Consider the following 19,156-nt stretch of genomic DNA (forward strand, 5'->3'; position numbering starts at 1 on the left):
CGCCATGTGACCTGTAAAGCACCCAGATCTATGAGGGCACCAACCAGGTCCAGCGGATCGTGATGGCCAGGAACCTGCCGTAGGGCGCCCGGCGGGGAGGACGACGAAGGCGGGGCATCGCATGCGATGCCCCGCCTTCGTCATGTGGCTCAGTTGCCGGAGACGGTGACCTTCTCGTCGTTCTTCAGCTGCCCCACCAGCTCCTTGACCTTGGGCATGTCCCACTGGACCGCGCTGCCCTTGGGGGTGGAGAGGCCCGGGTTGGAGATGGGCATGTTCATCTGCTTGCCGTCACCGCCGGAGACGGACTTCATCGCGAAGAACATGTCCTTCACGTCCCACAGGCTCATGTCCTTGTCGACGACCAGGTTGTCCAGCCCGGCGCCCATCGTCGGGTAGAGCGTGAAGGGGTTCATCAGCGTGCTCGGCGCGGCCGCCTTGTTGGCGAGCGCCGACAGGAACTTCTGCTGGTTCTTGGTGCGGTCCAGGTCGCCGCCCGCCAGGCCGTAGCGCTGCCGGACGAAGGCGAGCGCCTGGTTGCCGTTCAGCGTCTGCTTGCCCTTCTTCAGATCGGTCCCGGAGTTCTTCTCCTTCATGTCCTGCGGGATGTCGATCTCCACACCGCCGACCCCGTCCACGAGCTTGGCGAAGCCGTCGAAGCCGATCTCCGCGTAGTGGTCGATCTTCAGGCCGGTGTTGTACTCGATCGTGCGGACCAGCAGCGAGGGGCCCTCGGAGGAGTACGACGCGTTCAGCTTGTTCTGGCTCTGCGGGATCCGGTTGCCGCTCTCCGAACCGGTGAAGGCCGGGATGGTGACATAGGAGTCACGCGGGAGGCTGATCATGGTGTTCCCGTTCTCACCGACATGGAGAAGGATCATGGAGTCGGTGCGGCGGCCCTCGGCGGAGCCGGTGTGCAGCTTCTTCTTCTGCTCGGCGGACAGCCCCTCACGGCTGTCGGAGCCGACGATCAGGTAGTTGGTGCCCTTGCCGCCTTCGGGCCGGTCCTCGACCTTGCTCAGGTCGACCTCGCGGCGCAGCTTGGAGTCGGCCCAGAAGTAGGTGCCGATCCCGACGGCCAGCAGCAGGACGAGAAAGGTCACCAGGCCGATGGTTATCCGGCGCTTCCAGTTCTTGGGCCTGGCCGGACGGGGGGCGCCACCGGGGCCGCCGTTCCCCGGTCCGCCGCTGCCGCGGCCGTAGACCTGACCGGTGTTGTAACCATCGTCGTAGTCGTCATGGCCCTGGGACTGCTGCGGCACCGTGCCGCGCGGAGACATGCTCGGCGGCAGCGGCGGCTCATTGTGCGGCGGCGGGCCGCCCGCACCCGGCGCCGCACGCCTGACCTGCGGCATCGCACGGGCCCCCTCCGGCTCGGAGCCTCCGCTGCCACGTCCGTACCGGTCGCCGGTCCATCCCTGGGGCCAATCGCTCATGCAAGGCAGTGTGCCTGGTCGGACGGGTCCCCATACAGGGAGGGTGCGGGATCGGGGCACGGCTGTTGCAGAGCTGATAAGAATCCCGGTCCGCATAAGGTGGACGGCATGACCATTCAGGCCCAGGACGCGGAACCGGAGCTTCCGGGCAAGCCGACTTCCGCATCCCGTACCACGCTGTCACACATCATGACCCACGGTGACACCAATCTCCTCGGTACCGTACATGGCGGCGTGATCATGAAATTGGTGGACGACGCGGCGGGAGCGGTCGCCGGACGCCACTCCGAGGGCCCCGCGGTCACGGCGTCGATGGACGAGATGGCCTTTCTGGAGCCGGTCCGGGTCGGCGACCTCGTCCATGTGAAGGCTCAGGTCAACTGGACCGGACGGTCCTCCATGGAGGTCGGGGTGCGGGTGCTGGCCGAGCGGTGGAACGAATCCACCCCCGCCACCCAGGTCGGCAGCGCCTATCTGGTCTTCGCCGCGGTCGACGCCGACGGCAAGCCCCGGCCCGTCCCCCCGGTGACACCCGAGACCGAACGCGACAGGCGGCGCTACCAGGAGGCCGAGATCCGGCGCACCCACCGGCTCGCCCGCCGCCGGGCCATCCGGGAGCTGCGCGCCCGCCGCTCCGCCGACGGCGGCGAGGAGCTGTAGCCGCTCGTTGTGCCCCGACACGCGTAACGGAGGGTTATCGTCCGGGCGCTCCGCGTTCCTACAGTGGGGCCCATGTGGCGCCCCCCGCGACCCGGTACCGTCGCCGTCCTCAGGATCCAGGCCACCGTGCTGCTGACAGCCATCGGGCTGCTGATCGCCGGCACCCTCCTCTCCACCGGCGGGCTGACCGTACTGACGGTGAAACCGGTGCGCACGGTCACCCCCAAGCCCGATGTCACCGACACCGGGACCACCTCACCGTCCCCGCCGACCACCTCCCCGCCCACCACACCCCCGTCCCCGCCCACCAGCCCGCCGACCTCGCCGGTCACCTCCGGCCCGCCGCCCCCGGGCGAGAGCCCGACCGGGATGCCCGGACCGCGCCGCCCGGCCGGGCGGGACATCGCCCAGGAACAGCTGACGGGCAACGCCCCGGCCCTGCTGACCACCTGGATCGGGGTGATCACCCAGCTCATCGGGCTGGCCACGGCGCTGATCGGGCTGGCCTCCGCGGGCCGCGGCGGCCAGGCCCAGCCCCAGACCCAGCCCCAGCCCGCCGACCGCGGCGGCCGGTCCGGGCGGCAGGCCCGGGTCGTGGGGGCCAACCGGCCGCCTAGGAGCAGGCGACCTCGTCGCCGGTGACCGCCTCGATGCCGTTCTTGTCCGGACGCGGCTCCTCGGTCCGCACCTTCCGCACGCCCTTGTAGTCCCTGCCCACCGTGACCTGCATCACCGCGCCCTGCTTGGCGACCGGCCGCAGCTCCGCACCGGGCAGCGCGGCCGCCAGTGAGCGCACCGAACGGTTCCAGACCGGGTCGTAGGTGATCACCGTGCGCTTGACGTCCGAGACCGCCGCGTCGGCCGGGGAACCGGTGGTGGCGAACCCGGAGGCGTGCAGGGCACGGTCCGCGCGCCGGGCGAGTCCCGACTCGGTGGTGCCGTTGAGCACATGGACCTTGATCCGGGCGGGAGCCACATCGACCGGGACACCGCCCGCTTTCCTGGGCCGGTGCACGGTCAGCGGCCGGTCCTCGCGGATGGCCGTGAACAGCCGGCCGGCCTTCTCCTCGTTCCAGCGGAGGGTGGAGCCGACCCCCCTGACCGGGGTGCCGGGCAGATCCACCGGGACCGAGGCGAACTCCGAGGACGCCGGGGTGAAGCCGTGCATCGCCCGGCCCAGCTCCACCAGGTCCTCCGCCCCGAAACCGTGGTCGGCCCGGACCGAGCCCAGCAGCGTGGAGGCCACCTTGTTGAACTTCACCGGGTTGAAGAGGATGCCCCCGGCGGTGGTCTGGTGGATCACCGACGCCATGAACCGCTGCTGGCGCTGGATCCGGCCCAGGTCGGAGGTGCCGTCGATATGCCGGGAGCGCACGTATTGCAGCGCCTGGCCGCCGTTCAGCACATGGCTGCCGGCCGGCAGGTCAAGACCGGTGTGGTCGTCCTTCAGCGGCCGTGCCGTACAGACCTTCACTCCGCCCACCACGTCCACCGTCTTCATGAAGCTGGTGAAGTCCACCTCGAGGTAGTGGTCGACGTGGACACCGGTCAGCTGCTCGACGGTGCGCACCGTCAGACCGGGGCCGCCCTCGGCGTAGGCGGCGTTGAGCTTCTGCGGATGCATGGGGTGCCGTCTGCCGGCGGCGTCGGTGTACGCGGGGATCTCGGCGTAGGAGTCCCGGGGCAGACTGACCACGCTGGCGCGGTGGCGGTCGCCCGACAGATGCACCAGCATGATCGTGTCGGTGCAGTGGCAGGGCGCGCCGCCCAGCCGGTACAGCGCCTTCTCCTGCGGGGTGATCCGGTCCCGGCCGTCCGTGCCGACCACCAGGAAGTTGACGCCCCCGCCGCCGCCCTGCGGCCGGTTGTCCAGGTCGTCGAAGACATCGACCCGGTGGATACCGGATTCCAGCTCCCGGACCAGCAGATGTCCGATACCGCTGACGGCCAGCACCAGACCGGAGGCCCCGGCGGCGATCCGCAGCCCCCAGCGGGGACGGCGGCCGGAGCGGGGGCGCGGCGGGTGGGGGAGACGGGCCGGTGCTCTCACTGACGTAAGACCTCCGTGACGGACGGGCGGGGGGCGAAATCGCCCCACCGTAGGCCCATACGATGAGCGCCCCGGCGGCCCCACGCCGCCGGTGCCGCACGCTGCCACCCGGGCGGCGCGCTCCGGTGTCCCCCATACGCGGTACCGTGGGCCCGATACCCGCAGTCTCCTGGGGGGCCGACCCCCACGTATCCCGAGGTGCCATGCCCCCGCATCAGCTCCCGGCCGTCTCCGTGATCATGCCGGTGCTCAATGAGGAACGCCATCTGCGCAACTCCGTGCGGCACATCCTGGAGCAGGAGTACGCCGGTGAGATGGAGGTGGTGATCGCCCTCGGCCCGTCCACCGACCGCACCGACCAGATCGCTGCCGAGCTGGTCGCCGAGGACCCCCGGGTGCACACCGTGCCCAACCCCACGGGCCGTACCCCCGCCGCGCTCAACGCCGCGATCAAGGCGTCGCGCCATCCGGTGGTGGTCCGGGTCGACGGCCACGGCATGCTGTCCCCGGACTACATCGCGACGGCCGTGCGGCTCCTGGAGGAGACCGGCGCGCAGAACGTCGGCGGCATCATGCACGCCGAGGGCGAGAACGACTGGGAGCACGCCGTCGCCGCGGCCATGACCTCCAAGATCGGGGTCGGCAACGCCGCGTTCCACACCGGCGGCGAGGCCGCCCCGGCCGAGACCGTCTATCTGGGCGTCTTCCGCCGCGAGGCGCTGGAGCAACAGGGCGGCTACAACGAGGAGTTCATCCGCGCCCAGGACTGGGAGCTGAACTTCCGGATCCGTGAGGCGGGCGGGCTGATCTGGTTCTCGCCCGAGCTGAAGGTCTCCTACCGGCCGCGGCCCAGCGTGCGGGCGCTGGCCAAGCAGTACAAGGACTACGGCCGCTGGCGCCATGTCGTGGCCCGCTTCCACCAGGGCTCGATCAATCTGCGCTATCTCGCCCCGCCGATCGCCGTTGTCGCCATCGCGGCGGGCCTGGTCGTGGGCGCGGCCGTCACCCCGTGGGGTCTGGTGATCCCCGGCGGCTATCTGGCGGCCATCGCAGCGGGCTCGGTCCCCGCGGGCAAGGGGCTGCCGCTCGCGGCCCGGCTGCGGATCCCGGTCGCGCTGGCCACCATGCACATGTCGTGGGGCTGGGGCTTTCTGACCAGCCCGCGGTCGCTCGCCAAGAAGGTCATCGCCAGCCGCCGCCCGGCGGTCATGGCTCAGGGCTGAGCGGCTCCGCGGGAAGTGCCGCGGGGTGCCGTCGTTCGTCCGCGGCCGCGTCGCGCTGGTCGCGCCCACGCGGCGGAGCCGCGCATCGACACAGCCCCGTGCCCCTTCGGGGCGCGACCGAACCGCAAACGAGGGGGCCGGACCCAGCGACTGGGTCCAGCCCCTTCCTTTTCTGTCCGCTTCTGTTCGCTTCTGTTCGCGCGGCATCAGAACGTGTACTGCGGGTTCACCTTCATGCACGCCTTCTTGTCCTCGCCGTTGAGGGCGTCGGCGCTCTCGGGCGTCTTGCCGTCGTCCTGCGTCGCCGGCTTCGGATACACGGTGCCCTCGCGCCAGTCGTTGCCGACCACGAGCGTCACCTCCCGTACCGACTTCGACGACTTCACCGCGGACTTCGGCAGCTTCAGCGCCTTGGCCACGGCCAGCGCGTCACCCTGCCGGGCCTCGCCGGGGTACAGCACGGTGGTGTCGGCCTGCGAGGTGAGGACGGTGTTCGCGGTGGCCTTGGCGTAGCCCAGCCGCATCAGCTCGGAGGTGATGACACGGGCCCGGCCGGAGACCGGCCCCAGGACCGTGCTGGACGTACCGTTCTGCACCACCACCGGGAGCTCGCCCTTGGGGGCGGTGGGCGCCGGGGTGTGATCGGGCTTCTTCTTGTCCCTGCCGTCCATCGCGATGTCGTTGCGCAGCAGGGAGAAGGTCTGCTCCGCCTCGTCCGGCTTGGGCTTCACATACTCACCGCCGCCGCCGTACTCCCAGGGCATGGTGACCATGGTGGTCCGCTTGGTCGGCACCTGCTTGAGGTCATTGCCCAGGTCGTAGAGCTTCTTGACGGTGCCGAGACCGTGGTCGACGGTCAGCGCGTCAGTCGCGGCCTCCGCCAGGTCCATCAGCTTGCCCGGGTCGGTGAGCTTGGTGCCCTGCTTCAATTGCCGGATCATCGAGGACATGTACATGTGCTGGGCCTTGGCCCGGCCGATGTCGGTGTTGTCCTCGAATCCGTAGCGGGTGCGCAGCCACTGGAGGGCCTGGACGCCCTTGACGCTGTGGGTGCCCCTGGTCAGCCGCAGACCCGAGCCATGGCCCTTGCTGTCATGGGAGTAGACGTTCTTCCGGACGCACACCGGGACCCCGCCGACGGCGTCCGCCATGGACACCACCCCGGAGAAGTCGATCATCATGAAGTGATCGATGTAGACCCCGGTCAGCTCCTTCCAGGCGGCGACCGTACAGCCCGGACCGCCGTGCTGGAGCGACTGGTTGATGGCCGCCTCGGTCTTCGGGTAGACCTTCTTGCTCTTGGGGTCCGTGCACTTGGGGATGGTGACCCGGGTGTCGCGCGGGATGCTGACCACCGACATGTTGCTGCGGTCGGCCGAGACGTGCACCAGCATCTGCACATCGGCCAGCGGCTTGCGGTCGGCGTCCTGCTTGGCGCCGCCCAGCTTGACGTTCTCCGCGCTGTTACGGCTGTCGGAGCCTATGAGGAGGATGTTCAGCGGGGTCTGGCCCGCGGCGTTGGGCTCGGGCTTGCCGATCTTGCTGTCGCCGAGGTCCAGCTCCTCCTTCCGCAGATTGCCGTTGAGGTGCTGGTAGTAGAGATATCCGGCCCCGGCCGCGCCCAGCACCAGTACGGCGAGCGTCAGTGCGGTCCAGCGCAGTATGCGCACACCCCGGCTGCGCTTGGGACGGCGCGGGCCGCCCCGTCGGTGCCCCGCGCCACGCGACGCGGGGCCCTCCCCTTCCGGCTGGCTGTCATCCTCACCCGGTTCGCGGGGTTCGGGCACGGCGGCGTGCCGCTCTCTCTCCCCCCGCACGTTGCTCTGCCGCATCGGGCCTCCCCGGTTCCTGCTTCAGTTGTGGGCCGGTCCGAGGGGCGAGCCTGCTCCGCCGGCCGGCGACGGTCACTTGGCGCAGATGTTCTTGTCGTCGGCCTCGACCCGCTGGATGTCCTTCGGCGCCTTCGCCGGGGCGGCGATCGGTGTACCGGCCCCCTTGAAGTCAGCCCCCAGGGTCAGCGTCATCTCCGCCATCGGCTCGGCGTCCTTGGTGCCCTCCTTCATCGCGGAGGCGGGCAGTCCCATGCTGTCGGCCAGCCGCCGGGCCTGGTCGGCCTGGTTCGGCGCGTACTCCAGGGTGGTCTTCTTCAACTCCGACGGAGCGTTGCCGCCGTTGCTGGTGCGGAGCATCCCCTCGGTGTTCTGCATCCAGTCGACGGTCTCCTGGGCGGCGCCGAACTTCCCGCTGCCGTTGAGCACCTTGGCCCGGACGTCGGCGGGCTCGGCCTTGGGGCCCTTGAGCCGGGCCGCCTGCCGGTCCTTGGCCGCCTTCTCCTTCTTCTTGACCTCGGTCAGCGAGACGTCCTGCCGGACCATCGAGAACAGCGGCTCGGCCTTGGTCTTGTCGAGCAGCACCGTGGCGCCGTCGGTGTTGTCGACCACCGGGACCGTCGCGAAGGTGATGTTCTTCAGATCGACCTTGCTCAGGTTCTTCCCCAGCTCGGCCAGCTTGCTGACCGTTCCGATGCCGGTGTCCACCGTCAGCGCCTTGGTGGCCGACTGGGCCAGTTTCCAGGTCTTGCCCGGGTTGCTGAGCGAGCCGCTCGACTTCATCTTGCGCATCAGCGAACTGAGGAACTGCTGCTGCAACTTGATCCGGTCCAGATCGCCGCCGTAACCGACGGCGTGCCGGGTCCGGACGAACGCCAGGGCCTCCTCGCCCTCGACGGTGTGCCGGCCCTTCTTCAGATTCAGATGCGACTTGGGGTCGTTGATGTCCTTGCCGAGGCAGACATCCACTCCGCCCACCGCCGAGGACAGCTCCTTGACCGCGTTGAAGTCGGCCATCATGAAGTGGTTGATGTTCAGGCCGGTGATCTTCTCCACCGTCTGCCAGGTGCAGCCGGCGTCCCGCTCCTCCTGCCCCAGGCTGGTGTTGAAGCGGACTTCCTTCTCGCCCGGGATCTTCTTGAACGTGCCGTTGTCCTGCTTCGTCTTGCAGTCCGGGATGTCGGTGATCATGTCGCGGGGGAAGCTCAGCACCGTCGCGTTCGACCGGTCCTTGGAGACATGGAACAGCAGCGTGGTGTCGGCGTGGCCGACGCTGCCCGCGTCGCCGTAGCCCTCGTTCCCCTTGCCGTCCCGCCGGTCGGTGCCGATGAGCAGGATGTTCATCGGGCCGTCGGAGACCGCGGCGTTGTTCTCGCCGACATCGACCTTCTTGATGTTGTTGTTCAGGTGCTGATAGACGAAGTACGCCGCCGCCGCCCCGCCGACCAGCAGAAACGCCAGTGTGCCGCTGGTCCAGTAGAGGATCTTCTTCCCCTTGGACTTCTTCGGCTTCGGCTTGCGCCGGCTCACCGGGCCCGACGGGCCCTCCGGCTCCCGCTTGCCTCCCGCCCGACGACGCCCCCGCGGCTCGGACTCGGGTGCGCGACGACGGCTCGCGGATCTGGGGGCCTGCGGAGGCTCGGCGGCGTCAGCCGGTGTCCCGGCGTGGTTCAGCCGCAGCTCGTAGCTCCCGGTGTTCGGGTCGAACACCCACTGATCGGCGGGGTCGAAATCGCCCGCACCATGGCCTTGCGCGTCCACGGTCGCTTGTGTCCTCCGTTGGTGCCACGCGGCGCCTCCCCCTCAAGGCGCTCCCATCCGTCTTCCTTGCAGTGCGCGGCCACCTCGTAGAGCGCACCGGATCGCTCACACTATCCGCCCAGTTCAGCGCCAAGCGACGCCGGTGACAAATTCCACTTCCCTACAACTGGGCATTCTGCCCAATCCTTTCGCCGTCCTTCACGAGTCCGTGCCCCCACACTTCGTGCGGTTAGTCGCAGATGTCACGCGCCGCCGTCGTTCCCCGGTAGGGGTCGCGGTCCACGGCCTTCGGGTCGTCCCCCGCCGTGGACGTGACGGAACGGGTCACCGAGACCGGCTGGTCGAGCCGCAACTGCCGGAACAAGCGGTCGGCGTCGGGCTGGACGAGCTCATCACGGTTCTTGTTGTACGTATAGGGCTGTCGCGGAATCGTAAGGAAACGGATTTTCTCCCGGGGGATGTTCCGGACGCCCCGGACCAGGTCGTACAGGTCCTTGAGCGAATCAAGACCCGGATCCGTGGTCAGCGAGGAGGTCGCCGCACTCAGTACGGGATACAGCTTTCGCGGGTTCAGCAGCACACCATTGCTCTGCACTTTCTTCACAAGCGAGCCGAGGAACTCCTGCTGGCGCTCGATACGCTCGGTATCGCTTCCGCTACCGATGCTGTACCGGGCCCGTACGTAACCGAGTGCCTGCTCGCCGTGGAGGACGCGACGACCCGCGGGCAGCCGCAGATGCGCGTCCGGGTCGTCGACGGACTCCTTCAGACAGACCTCGACGCCCCCGACCGCGTTCACCAGCTTCTTGAAGCCGGCGAAGTCCACGATCATGTGGTGGTCCACGCGGATACCGGTCAGCTTCTCCACCGTGCGGATCGTGCAGGCGGCCCCGCCGTATTCGAACGCCCAGTTGAACTGGACGAACCGGGGCGCCATCCGCTTTCCGTTCGCCCGGTCGCAGCCGGGGGTGTCCACCATCAGATCGCGCGGGATCGACACGGCCGTCGCGCCCCTGCCGTTCGCCTGAAGATGCAGCAGGATCGTGGTGTCCGAGCGCTGGGTGCCGGTGTCCCGGCCGTACTTGCCGTTGCCCTTCCCGCCGCGGTTGTCCGAGCCGATCAGCAGGATGTTCTGCGCGTCCCGCACCATGGACACCGGCCGCTCCGCCTCGTACTTCCGCAGCTCGTCCGCGGTGCGGGTGTCGGTGCGGATATTGCCGTTGAGACGTTCGTAGAACCACCAGCCCGTACCGGCGATCGACAGCACCAGGACGGCCACGCCCAGGGCGAGCACACGCAGCCAGCGACGCCCGCCGCTGGGCGCCGTGTCCGGGCTGTCTGTCGTCACGTCCGCGTCCTCCCACCCGTGGTCCACCCCGGCGGGCGGACTGCCGTCGCGTGCTGGGGTCCCGAATTATTGGGACAGACATGCGAACCCCGCACATGGTTGTACGTATCCGTCGATCATCGCGCGGGGTGGGCGGCGGGGCTCGTGGGCTCGGCCCGCAGTCCGCCGGACGGGTCAGAGGGGGTCCGGGCGGCCGCGGAGGACCGCCCGGACCGCAGCTAGAAGCTCTCGGTGACGCGCTCGCTCTCCCGCCGCTCGGCCAGCGCCCGCTCGTCGAGCTGGTCCAGATGGCGGCAGAGCACCACCGAGCCGCCTGAGGCCAACGGGGCGAACAGTCCGTACGACAGCCCCTCCCAGCCGTCGTACGCCAGCCCGGACAGCACCCGGGAGCCGGGCCCCAGCCCCCGCGCGTCCGCGTCCGCCCGCGCCCGCGCCACCAGCTCGGCCCCGGTCAGCTCCAGCCCGCCGACGGCCAGCGCGGGCGCGTCCGGGTCCACCGGGGCGTACGGTGTGAAGCGGTCGCCCTGGCTCGGCACCTCCACCGCGTAGTCCGCGAACCCCGGCGGCGGCTGCGGGAACCGCCCGCCCATCGGGCGCAGCGCCAGCGCCATCCGCTCCCCGGAACACGCCCGCGCCTCCTCCAGGGTGTCCGGGCCGCTGACGACCACATCGGCCGCGCCCGGGTCGCCCCCGACCTCCGCGACCACACCCACCGACGAGCAGGCCAGCAGCCACACCGCGGTCTGCCAGTGGGCGGGCAGCAGCAGCGCCAGCCGGTCGCCGGGCGCGGCGGACAGATCGTCCTGGAGCAGATTGGCCGTCTTCGCCACCCAATTGGCGAAAGTGGCCACGGAGAGTTCGACGCGTTCACCCGTCGCGTCGTCGTAGAAGGTCACAAGCGGGCGGGCCGGATCCGCGGCGAGCGCGGATCGCAGCAGGTCGGCAGGGGTGCGATCGGTGGCATTCACCCGCGCAAGCGTACGCGGCCGCCCCTGGCCCCGGGCGGGGTCGCGAAGGTTCGGCCACCGGACCGGGCGGGCGCCGGGCGAGCTCCCGAATGGACAGCTTTGTCATGCTATGTCCACGATTTTCCACATGCGCGCACTTCTTGCATCCTCGATCGGCGTCGTAGGTACCGTCGCCCTCGCCCTCCCGCTCACCCTCCACACCGCCTCCGCCCACCCCCGCGGCGTCCTGCCGGGCGGTACCCAGTCGCTGCCCCTGCGCCCGCCGGGCGTCGGACTCGCGCGGAGCGCGGTCGCCCCCGGCGGCGCCCCCGGCGTGGTCGCCCAGGGTGTACGGCCGTTCTCGCTGGTCGGCGTGGTCTGGGACGACGCCGACGCGGAACTCGGTGCCCGGGTGCAGGTCCGTACGCGCGCGACCGCCACCGGTCTGTGGTCCCCCTGGCGGGACCTCGAACCGTACGGGGACGAGGCTCCCGACCCCGTCTCGCCCGACCGCACCGGCGCCCGCGCGCACGGCGGCACGGCACCGCTGTGGGTCGGCGACGCCGACGGGGTGCAGGCACGTGTCCGGCCCGCGACGATGCGAGCGGCCGCTGCGGCGCTGCCGGTGGGGACGCGGCTGCAACTGGTGGACCCGGGCGAGGCGGCGAGCGCCGCCCCCAGCACCCCCGCGGTCACCACCCCCCGGGCCCTCCCCGTGCGTCCGACCCGCGGACCGGCCGTCGCCCCCACCCCGTCCGTCAAGCCGAAACTCGCCAAGCCCGCCCAACCCCTGAAACCCGTGAGGCCCGCGAAACCCCGGCAGCCCGCGGTCCCCACGCGCCAACTCCCCACGGCCACCGCCACGTCGCACACCGCCCCCAAGCCCCGCATCATCACCCGTGCCGCCTGGGGCGCCGACGAGACGATCCGTGAGAAGGGCCACGTCTACAGCAAGACCGTCAAGGTCGCCTTCATCCACCACACCGTGACGGGCAACGCCTACCGGTGCTCACAAGTCCCCTCCCTTTTGCGCGGTATCTACCGCTACCACGTCAAGAGCATGGGATGGCGCGACTACGGCTACAACTTCACCGTCGACAAGTGCGGAAACATCTACGAGGGCCGCTCCGGCGGGGTGGCCAGGGCCGTCATGGGCGCGCACACCCGCGGATTCAACACCAAGAGCATGGGCGTCGGTGTTCTCGGAACCTTCGACGCCAGGAAGCCGTCCAAGAAGGCGGTGAACGCGATCGCCGAGCTCACCGCGTGGAAACTGGGCCTCTTCAACAGGAACCCGAAGGCCGTGGTCCACCTGGTGTCCGGTGGCGGGAACAAGTACACAGAGGGCACCAGTGTGAGGCTCAACGTGATCTCGGGCCACCGCGACGGCTTCGCCACCGACTGCCCCGGGCAGCGGCTCTACGACGAGCTCGGCTCGGTGCGCCGGGCAGCGGCCCGGCTCCAGGGGCGCTGACCAGGCGCGGTCCGTGGATCTGCCTACACTTGCCCGGCCCGGAGCCCCAGTAGGAAGCAGAGACGATACGTGACCACAGCGCCATCAACGCCAGAAGCGATCCTCCTGGTCGGCGGCAAGGGGACCCGGTTGCGACCCATGACGGTGCACACCCCCAAACCGATGGTCCCAGCGGCGGGCGTGCCGTTCCTCACCCATCAACTCGCCCGCGCCCGTGCCGCCGGGGTCGAGCACATCGTGCTCGCCACCTCCTACCTCGCCGAGGTCTTCGAGCCGTACTTCGGTGACGGGTCCTCACTCGGGCTGCACCTGGAGTACGTCACCGAGGAGGAGCCGCTCGGCACCGGCGGGGCCATCCGCAACGTGGCCTCCCGGCTGCACTCCGGCCCCGACGACCCCGTGCTCATCTTCAACGGCGACATCCTCACCGGCCTCGACATCCGCGCCCTCATCGACACCCACCGCACCGCGGGCGCCGATGTCTCCCTCCACCTCACCCGGGTCACCGACCCGCGTGCGTACGGACTGGTGCCGACCGACGCCGACGGCCGGGTCACCGCCTTCCTCGAGAAGCCGCAGACCCCCGAGGAGATCGTCACCGACCAGATCAACGCGGGCGCGTACGTCTTCAACCGCTCGGTCATCGATGCCATCCCCGCCGACCGCCCGGTCTCCGTCGAACGCGAGACCTTCCCCGGACTGCTCGAAGCGGGGGCCCACCTCCAGGGCATGGTCGACTCCACGTACTGGCTCGACCTCGGCACCCCGCAGGCGTTCGTCCGCGGTTCGGCCGACCTGGTCCTCGGCCGCGCCCCCTCCCCGGCCGTGCCGGGACGCTGCGGCGACCGGCTGGTCCTGGAGAGCGCGTCGGTGGCGGTCGACGCCAAGCTGTCCGGCGGCACGGTGATCGGCCCCCGGGCCCGGGTGGGCGCGGGGGCGCGGATCGAGGGCAGCGCGGTGCTGGAGGGCGCGATCGTCGAGGAGGGCGCGCAGGTGCGCGACTCCCTCGTCGGCGCGGGCGCCCGGATCGGGGCGCGCACGGTGTTGCAGGGCGCCGTGGTCGGCGACGGCGCGCTGGTGGGCGCGGACAACGAACTGCGCGACGGCGTACGGGTCTGGTGCGGTGTGGACATCCCGCCGGGGGCGGTCCGGTTCTCTTCCGACCAGTAGGTTCCGCTAGGTTCCGCGGGCGTGTGCGCGCAGTTGCGCGTGCGCGCCCGCGCGCGTGTGTGCGGTAGCGGGGGGCGGGGGCTCGTTTGTTGTGCCGATGACTGGCCGGCGGGGCCGGTCACCGTACCTCTTGTGCCTGTGCGGACGCGCGTGGTTGTTCGGCGTACCGGCGTGCCTGATTCGCGGTACCGAACACTGTGGTTTTCCGAACCACACACTTTCCCCCTCGATTTGATTTTCAGTTTTCGAACGTGTTTCCTCGATCTCGACAACAATACGGTACCGGTCGGAGCGTGAAATAGACACCCCCCATATCGGGGCCGGCCGCACCATTCGAGCCCCACACCGAGGGAATAGAGGTATCCATGGAAATGGCATCTGGCAAGGTGAGCGCGGCTTCTGAATACGTTTTCAATCCGTTTGCTGATGGCTTCAGTGAGGACCCCTACCCTCAATATGCGGAGCTTCGTGCCAAGGACCCCGTCCACGAGCATCCGATCGGCTTCTGGGTCGTGTCCAGGTATCAGGATGTATGCGGGCTGCTGCGGTCCAAGCTCTCCGTGGATGACCGGCACCTGGCACCGGGCCCGATGGCCGACATCATCCAGTCGGTATACGGGGACAAGGCCCCGCGCATGAACGGCCTGTCCATGCTGGACCAGGACCCGCCCCACCACACACGGCTCCGCCGCCTGGTCTCCAAGGCGTTCACCGCGCGCTCGGTCAGCGCGCTGGAACCCCGGGTGGCGGCACGTGTGGGGGAGGCACTGGACCGGGTCGCCGAGGCGGGGCGAGCCGATCTCGTCGCCGAGCTGGCCTTCCCCCTGCCGTCTTTGGTCATTTCCGAATTACTGGGCATGCCGCCGATCGACCAGATCCGGCTGCGAGAGCTCACCAGCGTCATGATGCGGGCGGTAGAGCTCACCGTCGATCCCCAGCTCCTGGCCGAGGTCGCCGCAGCCGAAGACGAACTGCTCGCCATGGCGCACGAAGCGATCGCCTGGAAGCGGAACCGGCCCGGCGAGGACCTGCTCACCGCACTCATCGCCGCGGAGGAGGACGGCGACGTCCTCAGCGACGCGGAGCTGGCCGCGCAGGTGATGCTGCTCTACATGGCCGGCCATGAGACGACGGTGGGCCTCATCTCCAACGGACTCCTCGCGCTGCTGAACCATCCCGGCCAGCTGGCCGTGCTGCGGAAGCGGCCGGACCTCATCGCCAACGCGGTCGAGGAGTTTCTCCGGTACGACGGTCCGAGTCATATGGCCAAGCGCATCACCCTTGAGCCCGTGTGCGTGGGCGACAAGGTGATCCCGCGAGGGGCCATGGTGATCTTGAGCCTGGCCTCCGCCAACCGGGACGAGTCCTTCTGGGGGGCCGATGCCCACGAACTGCGTCTGGACCGAGCCAACGCCCAGCAGCACGTGGGCTTCAGCGTGGGGATGCACCACTGCCTCGGGGCTGCGCTGGCCCGGCTGGAGGGACGGGTGGCGATCTCCGCTGTCGTGAGGCGCTTCCCGGGCCTCGCCCTGGAGGAGGCGCGGCAGAACGGCCGGATGAACCTCCGGGGCCTGGACGTGCTGTCGGTGTCCGTCTAGCCGGTGTCCGTCCGAAGGGCGCCGCCAGGCCCTTCGTCGTGTCGCGCCGTTCATCGTCAAGTCAGCGAAGGAACTGTCATGTCCGGCACTGCGGTGCATGGACGCGTCGTTTTGATCACGGGCTCGGCGGGCTGGGCTCGACGCTCGCTGCGGCGCTGCGCGGCAAGGGGGCCGGACTCGCTCTCCCCGACCTTGAGCGGAGGCGGCGCGGAGGAAAGCCGCCCAGCTGGGGCGTCGAACGCCGTGCGGACATGCTCGTGGTCCCGAAGATCCCCACAGCAGGCGATGGCACCGGGCGTACTCCGCTATGTCACCGAGCGGTTCGCCCTCCGCCGCGACGCCATCCCCCGAGCCATCGCGCTCGCCGAGAAATCGCCTGGTGAAGTTCAGCCCTAGGCGGTCGGCGACCGAAGATCGTTCCACATTTCCTCCGGCGCCGGAGACTGGACACCGGCCACACAAAAGACAACTCGGCGCGGGGCAGAAGACGCGCAAGTGGATAATCCCGCCCGAGCAGTGAACAAAGTTCCATCGTCATCGTCTTCTCTATGGGGGAATTGTGGCTGTGGGTCCCCTGGGAAGGAAGAAGATGTCCTCGGTGAAACTGGTCGAGCGTGTCGATCAGCTGGCAGAACTTGAGTTCATGGCGTCCCGCGCCCGAGGGGGCGTGAGCGGGGTCGTCCTCATCGAGGGGGCCGTTGGTTCGGGCAAGACGGCCCTTTTGGCCACGTGGGCCGCGCGGGAGCGCGGCCGGGGAATGAAGATCGTGGAGGGGTGGTGCTCCGCCGCCGAGTCCGACCTGCCCTTCGGTGCGGTGCGTCAGCTCTTCGACGGGACACCCGGTGCCGTCCATGTCCCGGCGCCTCGTTCACAGCCGTCCGGTTCGGCGCTGTTCGAGATCTTCGACGCCCTGCACCAGGCGGTCCGAGCGCTGTGCACGGAGCAGGCGGTGCTGCTCACCGTGGATGATCTCCACTGGTGCGACGCGCAGTCCGCCCAGTGGCTGGGCTATCTCGTCCGGCGGCTGAGCGGGCTGCCCGTCCTGCTCGCCGCCACCTCTCCCATGACCACCCCTGCCACGCCGACGCTCGGGCGGCGGGTCGTCCCCGAGATCGTCGATCATCCTCGCTGTCGGCGGGTGGGGCTGCCTGCCTTGACCGCGGAGGGTGTCGGCCAGTTCCTGCAACAGGGTCTGGGACACACCCCCCAGCCCGCTGTGACCCAGGCCTGCTGGTCGGCCACCGGGGGCAATCCACAGCTGCTGCAGGAAGTCCTGACTGCGTTACGCGGCCCGCGGCCGGGCGTGCGGTCCCGTTCGGCCGACGACATCACCGATCTGGTGCGCAGGCTTCGCGTACGCACCATCCACGCCCGAGTACAGCGGGAGGCGACCGAGGTCGCCACGCTGGCACGGATCGCGGCGGTCCTCGCGGAGGGAGCCGACCTGCAACTGACCGCCGTCGTGGCCGGTCTGGACGAGCGCACCGCCGTGCTGGCGGTCCAGGTCCTGCGAGACATGGGTGTGCTGCGGCGCGGCGGGCCGGGCGTCGTCTTCGCCGACCCCCGTCTGCGCGAGGCGCTGGGGAGCGACATCACCGCGGAGGAGCGGACCGTGCTCCTGGCCCGGGCTGCCCGGATCAGCCACGATGCCGGCGCCGGCAACGAGCAAGTGGCCCAGTACCTGCTGCAGACCGCCGAACCGATTGCTCAGGAATGGGTGACGCACGCGTTGCACGCAGCGGCCCACGACGCTCTCCGGCGCCGTGCCCCCGAGGACGCCGCCGCCTACCTTCGTCGTGCGCTGCGCCAGCCGCTGTCCGGCCCAATCCGTGAGCAGTTGCTCATGGAACTCGGTTCCGCCCTGCTCTACCGCAATCCGGCCGCCGCTTGCCGGCACCTCAGCGAGGTCATGGCCACAGCCGACGGGCTCGGCCGGCGCGCACAGGCGGCGATCCGGCTGTCCACCGCCCATCGGCTGAGCGGACGGCCGGACGCTGCCATCAGTGTGCTCGTCAACGCCGCGGCGGCTTTGGGGTCCAGCGATGAGGACATCGCCGTCCAGGCGCGCCACGAGATCGAGCTGCATCTGAACGTCCAGCGGACGCTGGCCAGGGTGATCGGGCCATGGGGCCGGGAACCGACGACGGCGGAGCGGCCCACCGCCGACCGTGCCGCGGCGGCCAGGACACGCAGCGATGCGGCGTGGCGACTGGGCGTCCAGGCACTGGAGACCATGCTCACCGGTGGCTCGGCGGCGCAGACGCGCGAGGCGGCCACCGAGGCGTTCCGCTCCGGCCTGCAGACGCACGAAGGCTCTGCCGAGCTTTCGCTCTTTGTGGCGTTCAGCCTGATCTGCACCGACGGACTGGATGAGGCGGAACGGGCCCTCGGCGAGATCTGGACCGGCTCGAAACGTTCGGGGGCCCGCATTTTACAGGCGGCGGCCGGGCTCGGCCGTTCGATGGTGCATCGCCGTCGTGGGGAACTGCGCGAGGCGTTGGGCTTGGGCGAGAGCGTGGTGGACGAACTCTTCGCGTTACCACCCAGCTGCTTTCGGGGCAGCGCGGTCGCCCATATGGTCACGCTGCTGCTCGACGACGGCCGGCTGGAGGAGGCACACGCCCTCGGATGCCGGATGAACGGATCCCACGGTGACGGCTGGGAGAGCGCGATGCTCAGCCTGGTCCGCGGCCGGCTGCGCGCGGCGACCGATGATGTCGACGGTGCGCTCGCTCAGTTCCTGGACTGCGGGCGCCGACTGCACAGCTACGGGTCGGAGAATCCGGGACTGCTGTCATGGCGGCCCGACGCGGTGATCCTGCACACCCGGCTGGGGGAGCGGGAGCGTGCCCGCCGCCTGGCCGAGGAGGAGATGCGCCTCGCTGAGCGGTGGGGCACACCGCGGGTGATCGGACGTGCGCTGTGGACCGAGGGTATCGCCAGGGGCGGTGACGAGGGTCGTCGTCTGCTGGCGGCCGCGGTCACGCACCAGGAGCAGGCCGGCGCGAGGCTGGAGCTGACCCGGACGCTGATCGACTACGGCGTGGCCGAGTCCCGGGCGGGTCAGTTGCGCCATGCGCGGATGAACCTGCGCCGCGCGGTGGACCTGGCGCGCCTGTGCGGTGCGTCCAAGCTGGTCGAGCAGGCCTCGACCGAGCTGTCCAAGACCGGGGCCCGTCCGCGCCGTTCGGGAAGTGACAGGTTGTCCTCCCTCACCCCCGGGGAGCTCCGGGTGGCCCGGCTGGCCGCCGCCGGCGCGCGCAACCGGGAGATCGCGGCGGAATTGCATGTCACCGCCCGGGCGGTGGAGCGCCATCTGACGAGTGTCTACCGCAAGCTCGGTGTCAACGGACGCAGCGCACTGGCCGAGGTGCTGAAACCCAGGTGACGCACGCTTGCCGCGGCTTCTCGCGACAGGCTTCGGCGCGCACAGCCTCCTGATCGGTCGGCTCATGGCGCATGGCGGTGTGACCGCTGTCACCGAATGGTCGCAGTCCCTTCGGGCCTGGTCGTTACGGGCACCGAACAGAAGTCTCGTACCGACCACACATTTTCCTTTGAGATTTGCACCTGCCATTCCGGGCGTGATTTTCTTTTCTCGCAAGCCCAACGGAAGCCACGGAGCGATTAGTTGATGGCAGAAACACCGCGGCTGTCGAA

Annotated in this window: 13 protein-coding genes; 7 read left to right on the plus strand and 6 right to left on the minus strand. The window is 69.8% G+C overall.

What is annotated here, in order from left to right; all coding sequences use genetic code 11:
• Positions 1-149: 149 nt before the first annotated feature.
• On the minus strand, positions 150-1,436 hold the full coding sequence (locus tag HUT19_RS24885; protein ID WP_176182582.1) for an LCP family protein: 1,287 nt from the start codon (positions 1,434-1,436) through the stop codon (positions 150-152).
• 108 nt (positions 1,437-1,544) lie between these two features.
• Between HUT19_RS24885 and HUT19_RS24890 the strand changes: the two genes are divergently transcribed.
• The gene (locus HUT19_RS24890; protein ID WP_176182583.1) at positions 1,545-2,096 is read left to right on the plus strand and encodes an acyl-CoA thioesterase; all 552 of its coding nucleotides are present in this window, start codon (positions 1,545-1,547) and stop codon (positions 2,094-2,096) included.
• Positions 2,097-2,168: 72 nt separating this feature from the next.
• Positions 2,169-2,738 carry a hypothetical protein gene (locus HUT19_RS24895; protein ID WP_176182584.1) on the plus strand — a complete coding sequence of 190 codons (570 nt, stop codon included), beginning with the start codon at positions 2,169-2,171 and terminating at the stop codon, positions 2,736-2,738.
• Here HUT19_RS24895 and HUT19_RS24900 read toward each other — a convergent pair.
• Positions 2,710-4,146 carry an LCP family protein gene (locus HUT19_RS24900; protein ID WP_176182585.1) on the minus strand — a complete coding sequence of 479 codons (1,437 nt, stop codon included), beginning with the start codon at positions 4,144-4,146 and terminating at the stop codon, positions 2,710-2,712. The genes HUT19_RS24895 and HUT19_RS24900 overlap by 29 nt on opposite strands.
• 203 nt (positions 4,147-4,349) lie before the next feature.
• On the opposite strand from HUT19_RS24900, the gene HUT19_RS24905 reads away from it, so the two are divergent.
• Entirely contained in the window at positions 4,350-5,369 is a 1,020-nt protein-coding gene (locus HUT19_RS24905; RefSeq protein ID WP_176182586.1) for a glycosyltransferase family 2 protein, read from the plus strand.
• A 206-nt stretch (positions 5,370-5,575) separates the two neighbouring features.
• On the opposite strand, the gene HUT19_RS24910 is transcribed toward HUT19_RS24905, so the two are convergent.
• The 4 genes from HUT19_RS24910 to HUT19_RS24925 form a co-directional block, all read right to left on the minus strand.
• Complete coding sequence (locus tag HUT19_RS24910; RefSeq protein WP_176182587.1) at positions 5,576-7,201, minus strand: LCP family protein; 1,626 nt, start codon at positions 7,199-7,201, stop codon at positions 5,576-5,578.
• Positions 7,202-7,273: 72 nt separating this feature from the next.
• Complete coding sequence (locus HUT19_RS24915; RefSeq protein WP_176182588.1) at positions 7,274-8,959, minus strand: LCP family protein; 1,686 nt, start codon at positions 8,957-8,959, stop codon at positions 7,274-7,276.
• Between the two features lie 229 nt (positions 8,960-9,188).
• Positions 9,189-10,307 (minus strand): LCP family protein, encoded by a 1,119-nt coding sequence (locus HUT19_RS24920; protein ID WP_176182589.1) that lies wholly within the window; start codon positions 10,305-10,307, stop codon positions 9,189-9,191.
• A gap of 218 nt (positions 10,308-10,525) precedes the next feature.
• Complete coding sequence (locus HUT19_RS24925; RefSeq protein WP_176182590.1) at positions 10,526-11,275, minus strand: TIGR03089 family protein; 750 nt, start codon at positions 11,273-11,275, stop codon at positions 10,526-10,528.
• 127 nt (positions 11,276-11,402) lie between these two features.
• On the opposite strand from HUT19_RS24925, the gene HUT19_RS24930 reads away from it, so the two are divergent.
• The 4 genes from HUT19_RS24930 to HUT19_RS24945 all read left to right on the plus strand — a co-directional run bounded on the left by HUT19_RS24930 (position 11,403) and on the right by HUT19_RS24945 (position 18,884).
• Positions 11,403-12,728, plus strand: coding sequence for an N-acetylmuramoyl-L-alanine amidase (locus tag HUT19_RS24930; protein ID WP_176182591.1), 1,326 nt, complete (start codon positions 11,403-11,405; stop codon positions 12,726-12,728).
• 69 nt (positions 12,729-12,797) lie between these two features.
• A complete protein-coding gene (locus HUT19_RS24935; protein WP_176182592.1) occupies positions 12,798-13,898 on the plus strand; it encodes a sugar phosphate nucleotidyltransferase in 1,101 nt (366 codons plus the stop codon).
• 512 nt (positions 13,899-14,410) lie between these two features.
• Positions 14,411-15,496, plus strand: a complete 1,086-nt coding sequence (locus HUT19_RS24940) for a cytochrome P450 (RefSeq protein WP_254885768.1) — start codon at positions 14,411-14,413, stop codon at positions 15,494-15,496.
• A 589-nt stretch (positions 15,497-16,085) separates the two neighbouring features.
• Positions 16,086-18,884, plus strand: a complete 2,799-nt coding sequence (locus HUT19_RS24945; protein WP_176182593.1) for an AAA family ATPase — start codon at positions 16,086-16,088, stop codon at positions 18,882-18,884.
• Positions 18,885-19,156: the final 272 nt, after the last annotated feature.

It is taken from the genome of Streptomyces sp. NA02950, assembly GCF_013364155.1.
GTDB lineage: Bacteria > Actinomycetota > Actinomycetes > Streptomycetales > Streptomycetaceae > Streptomyces.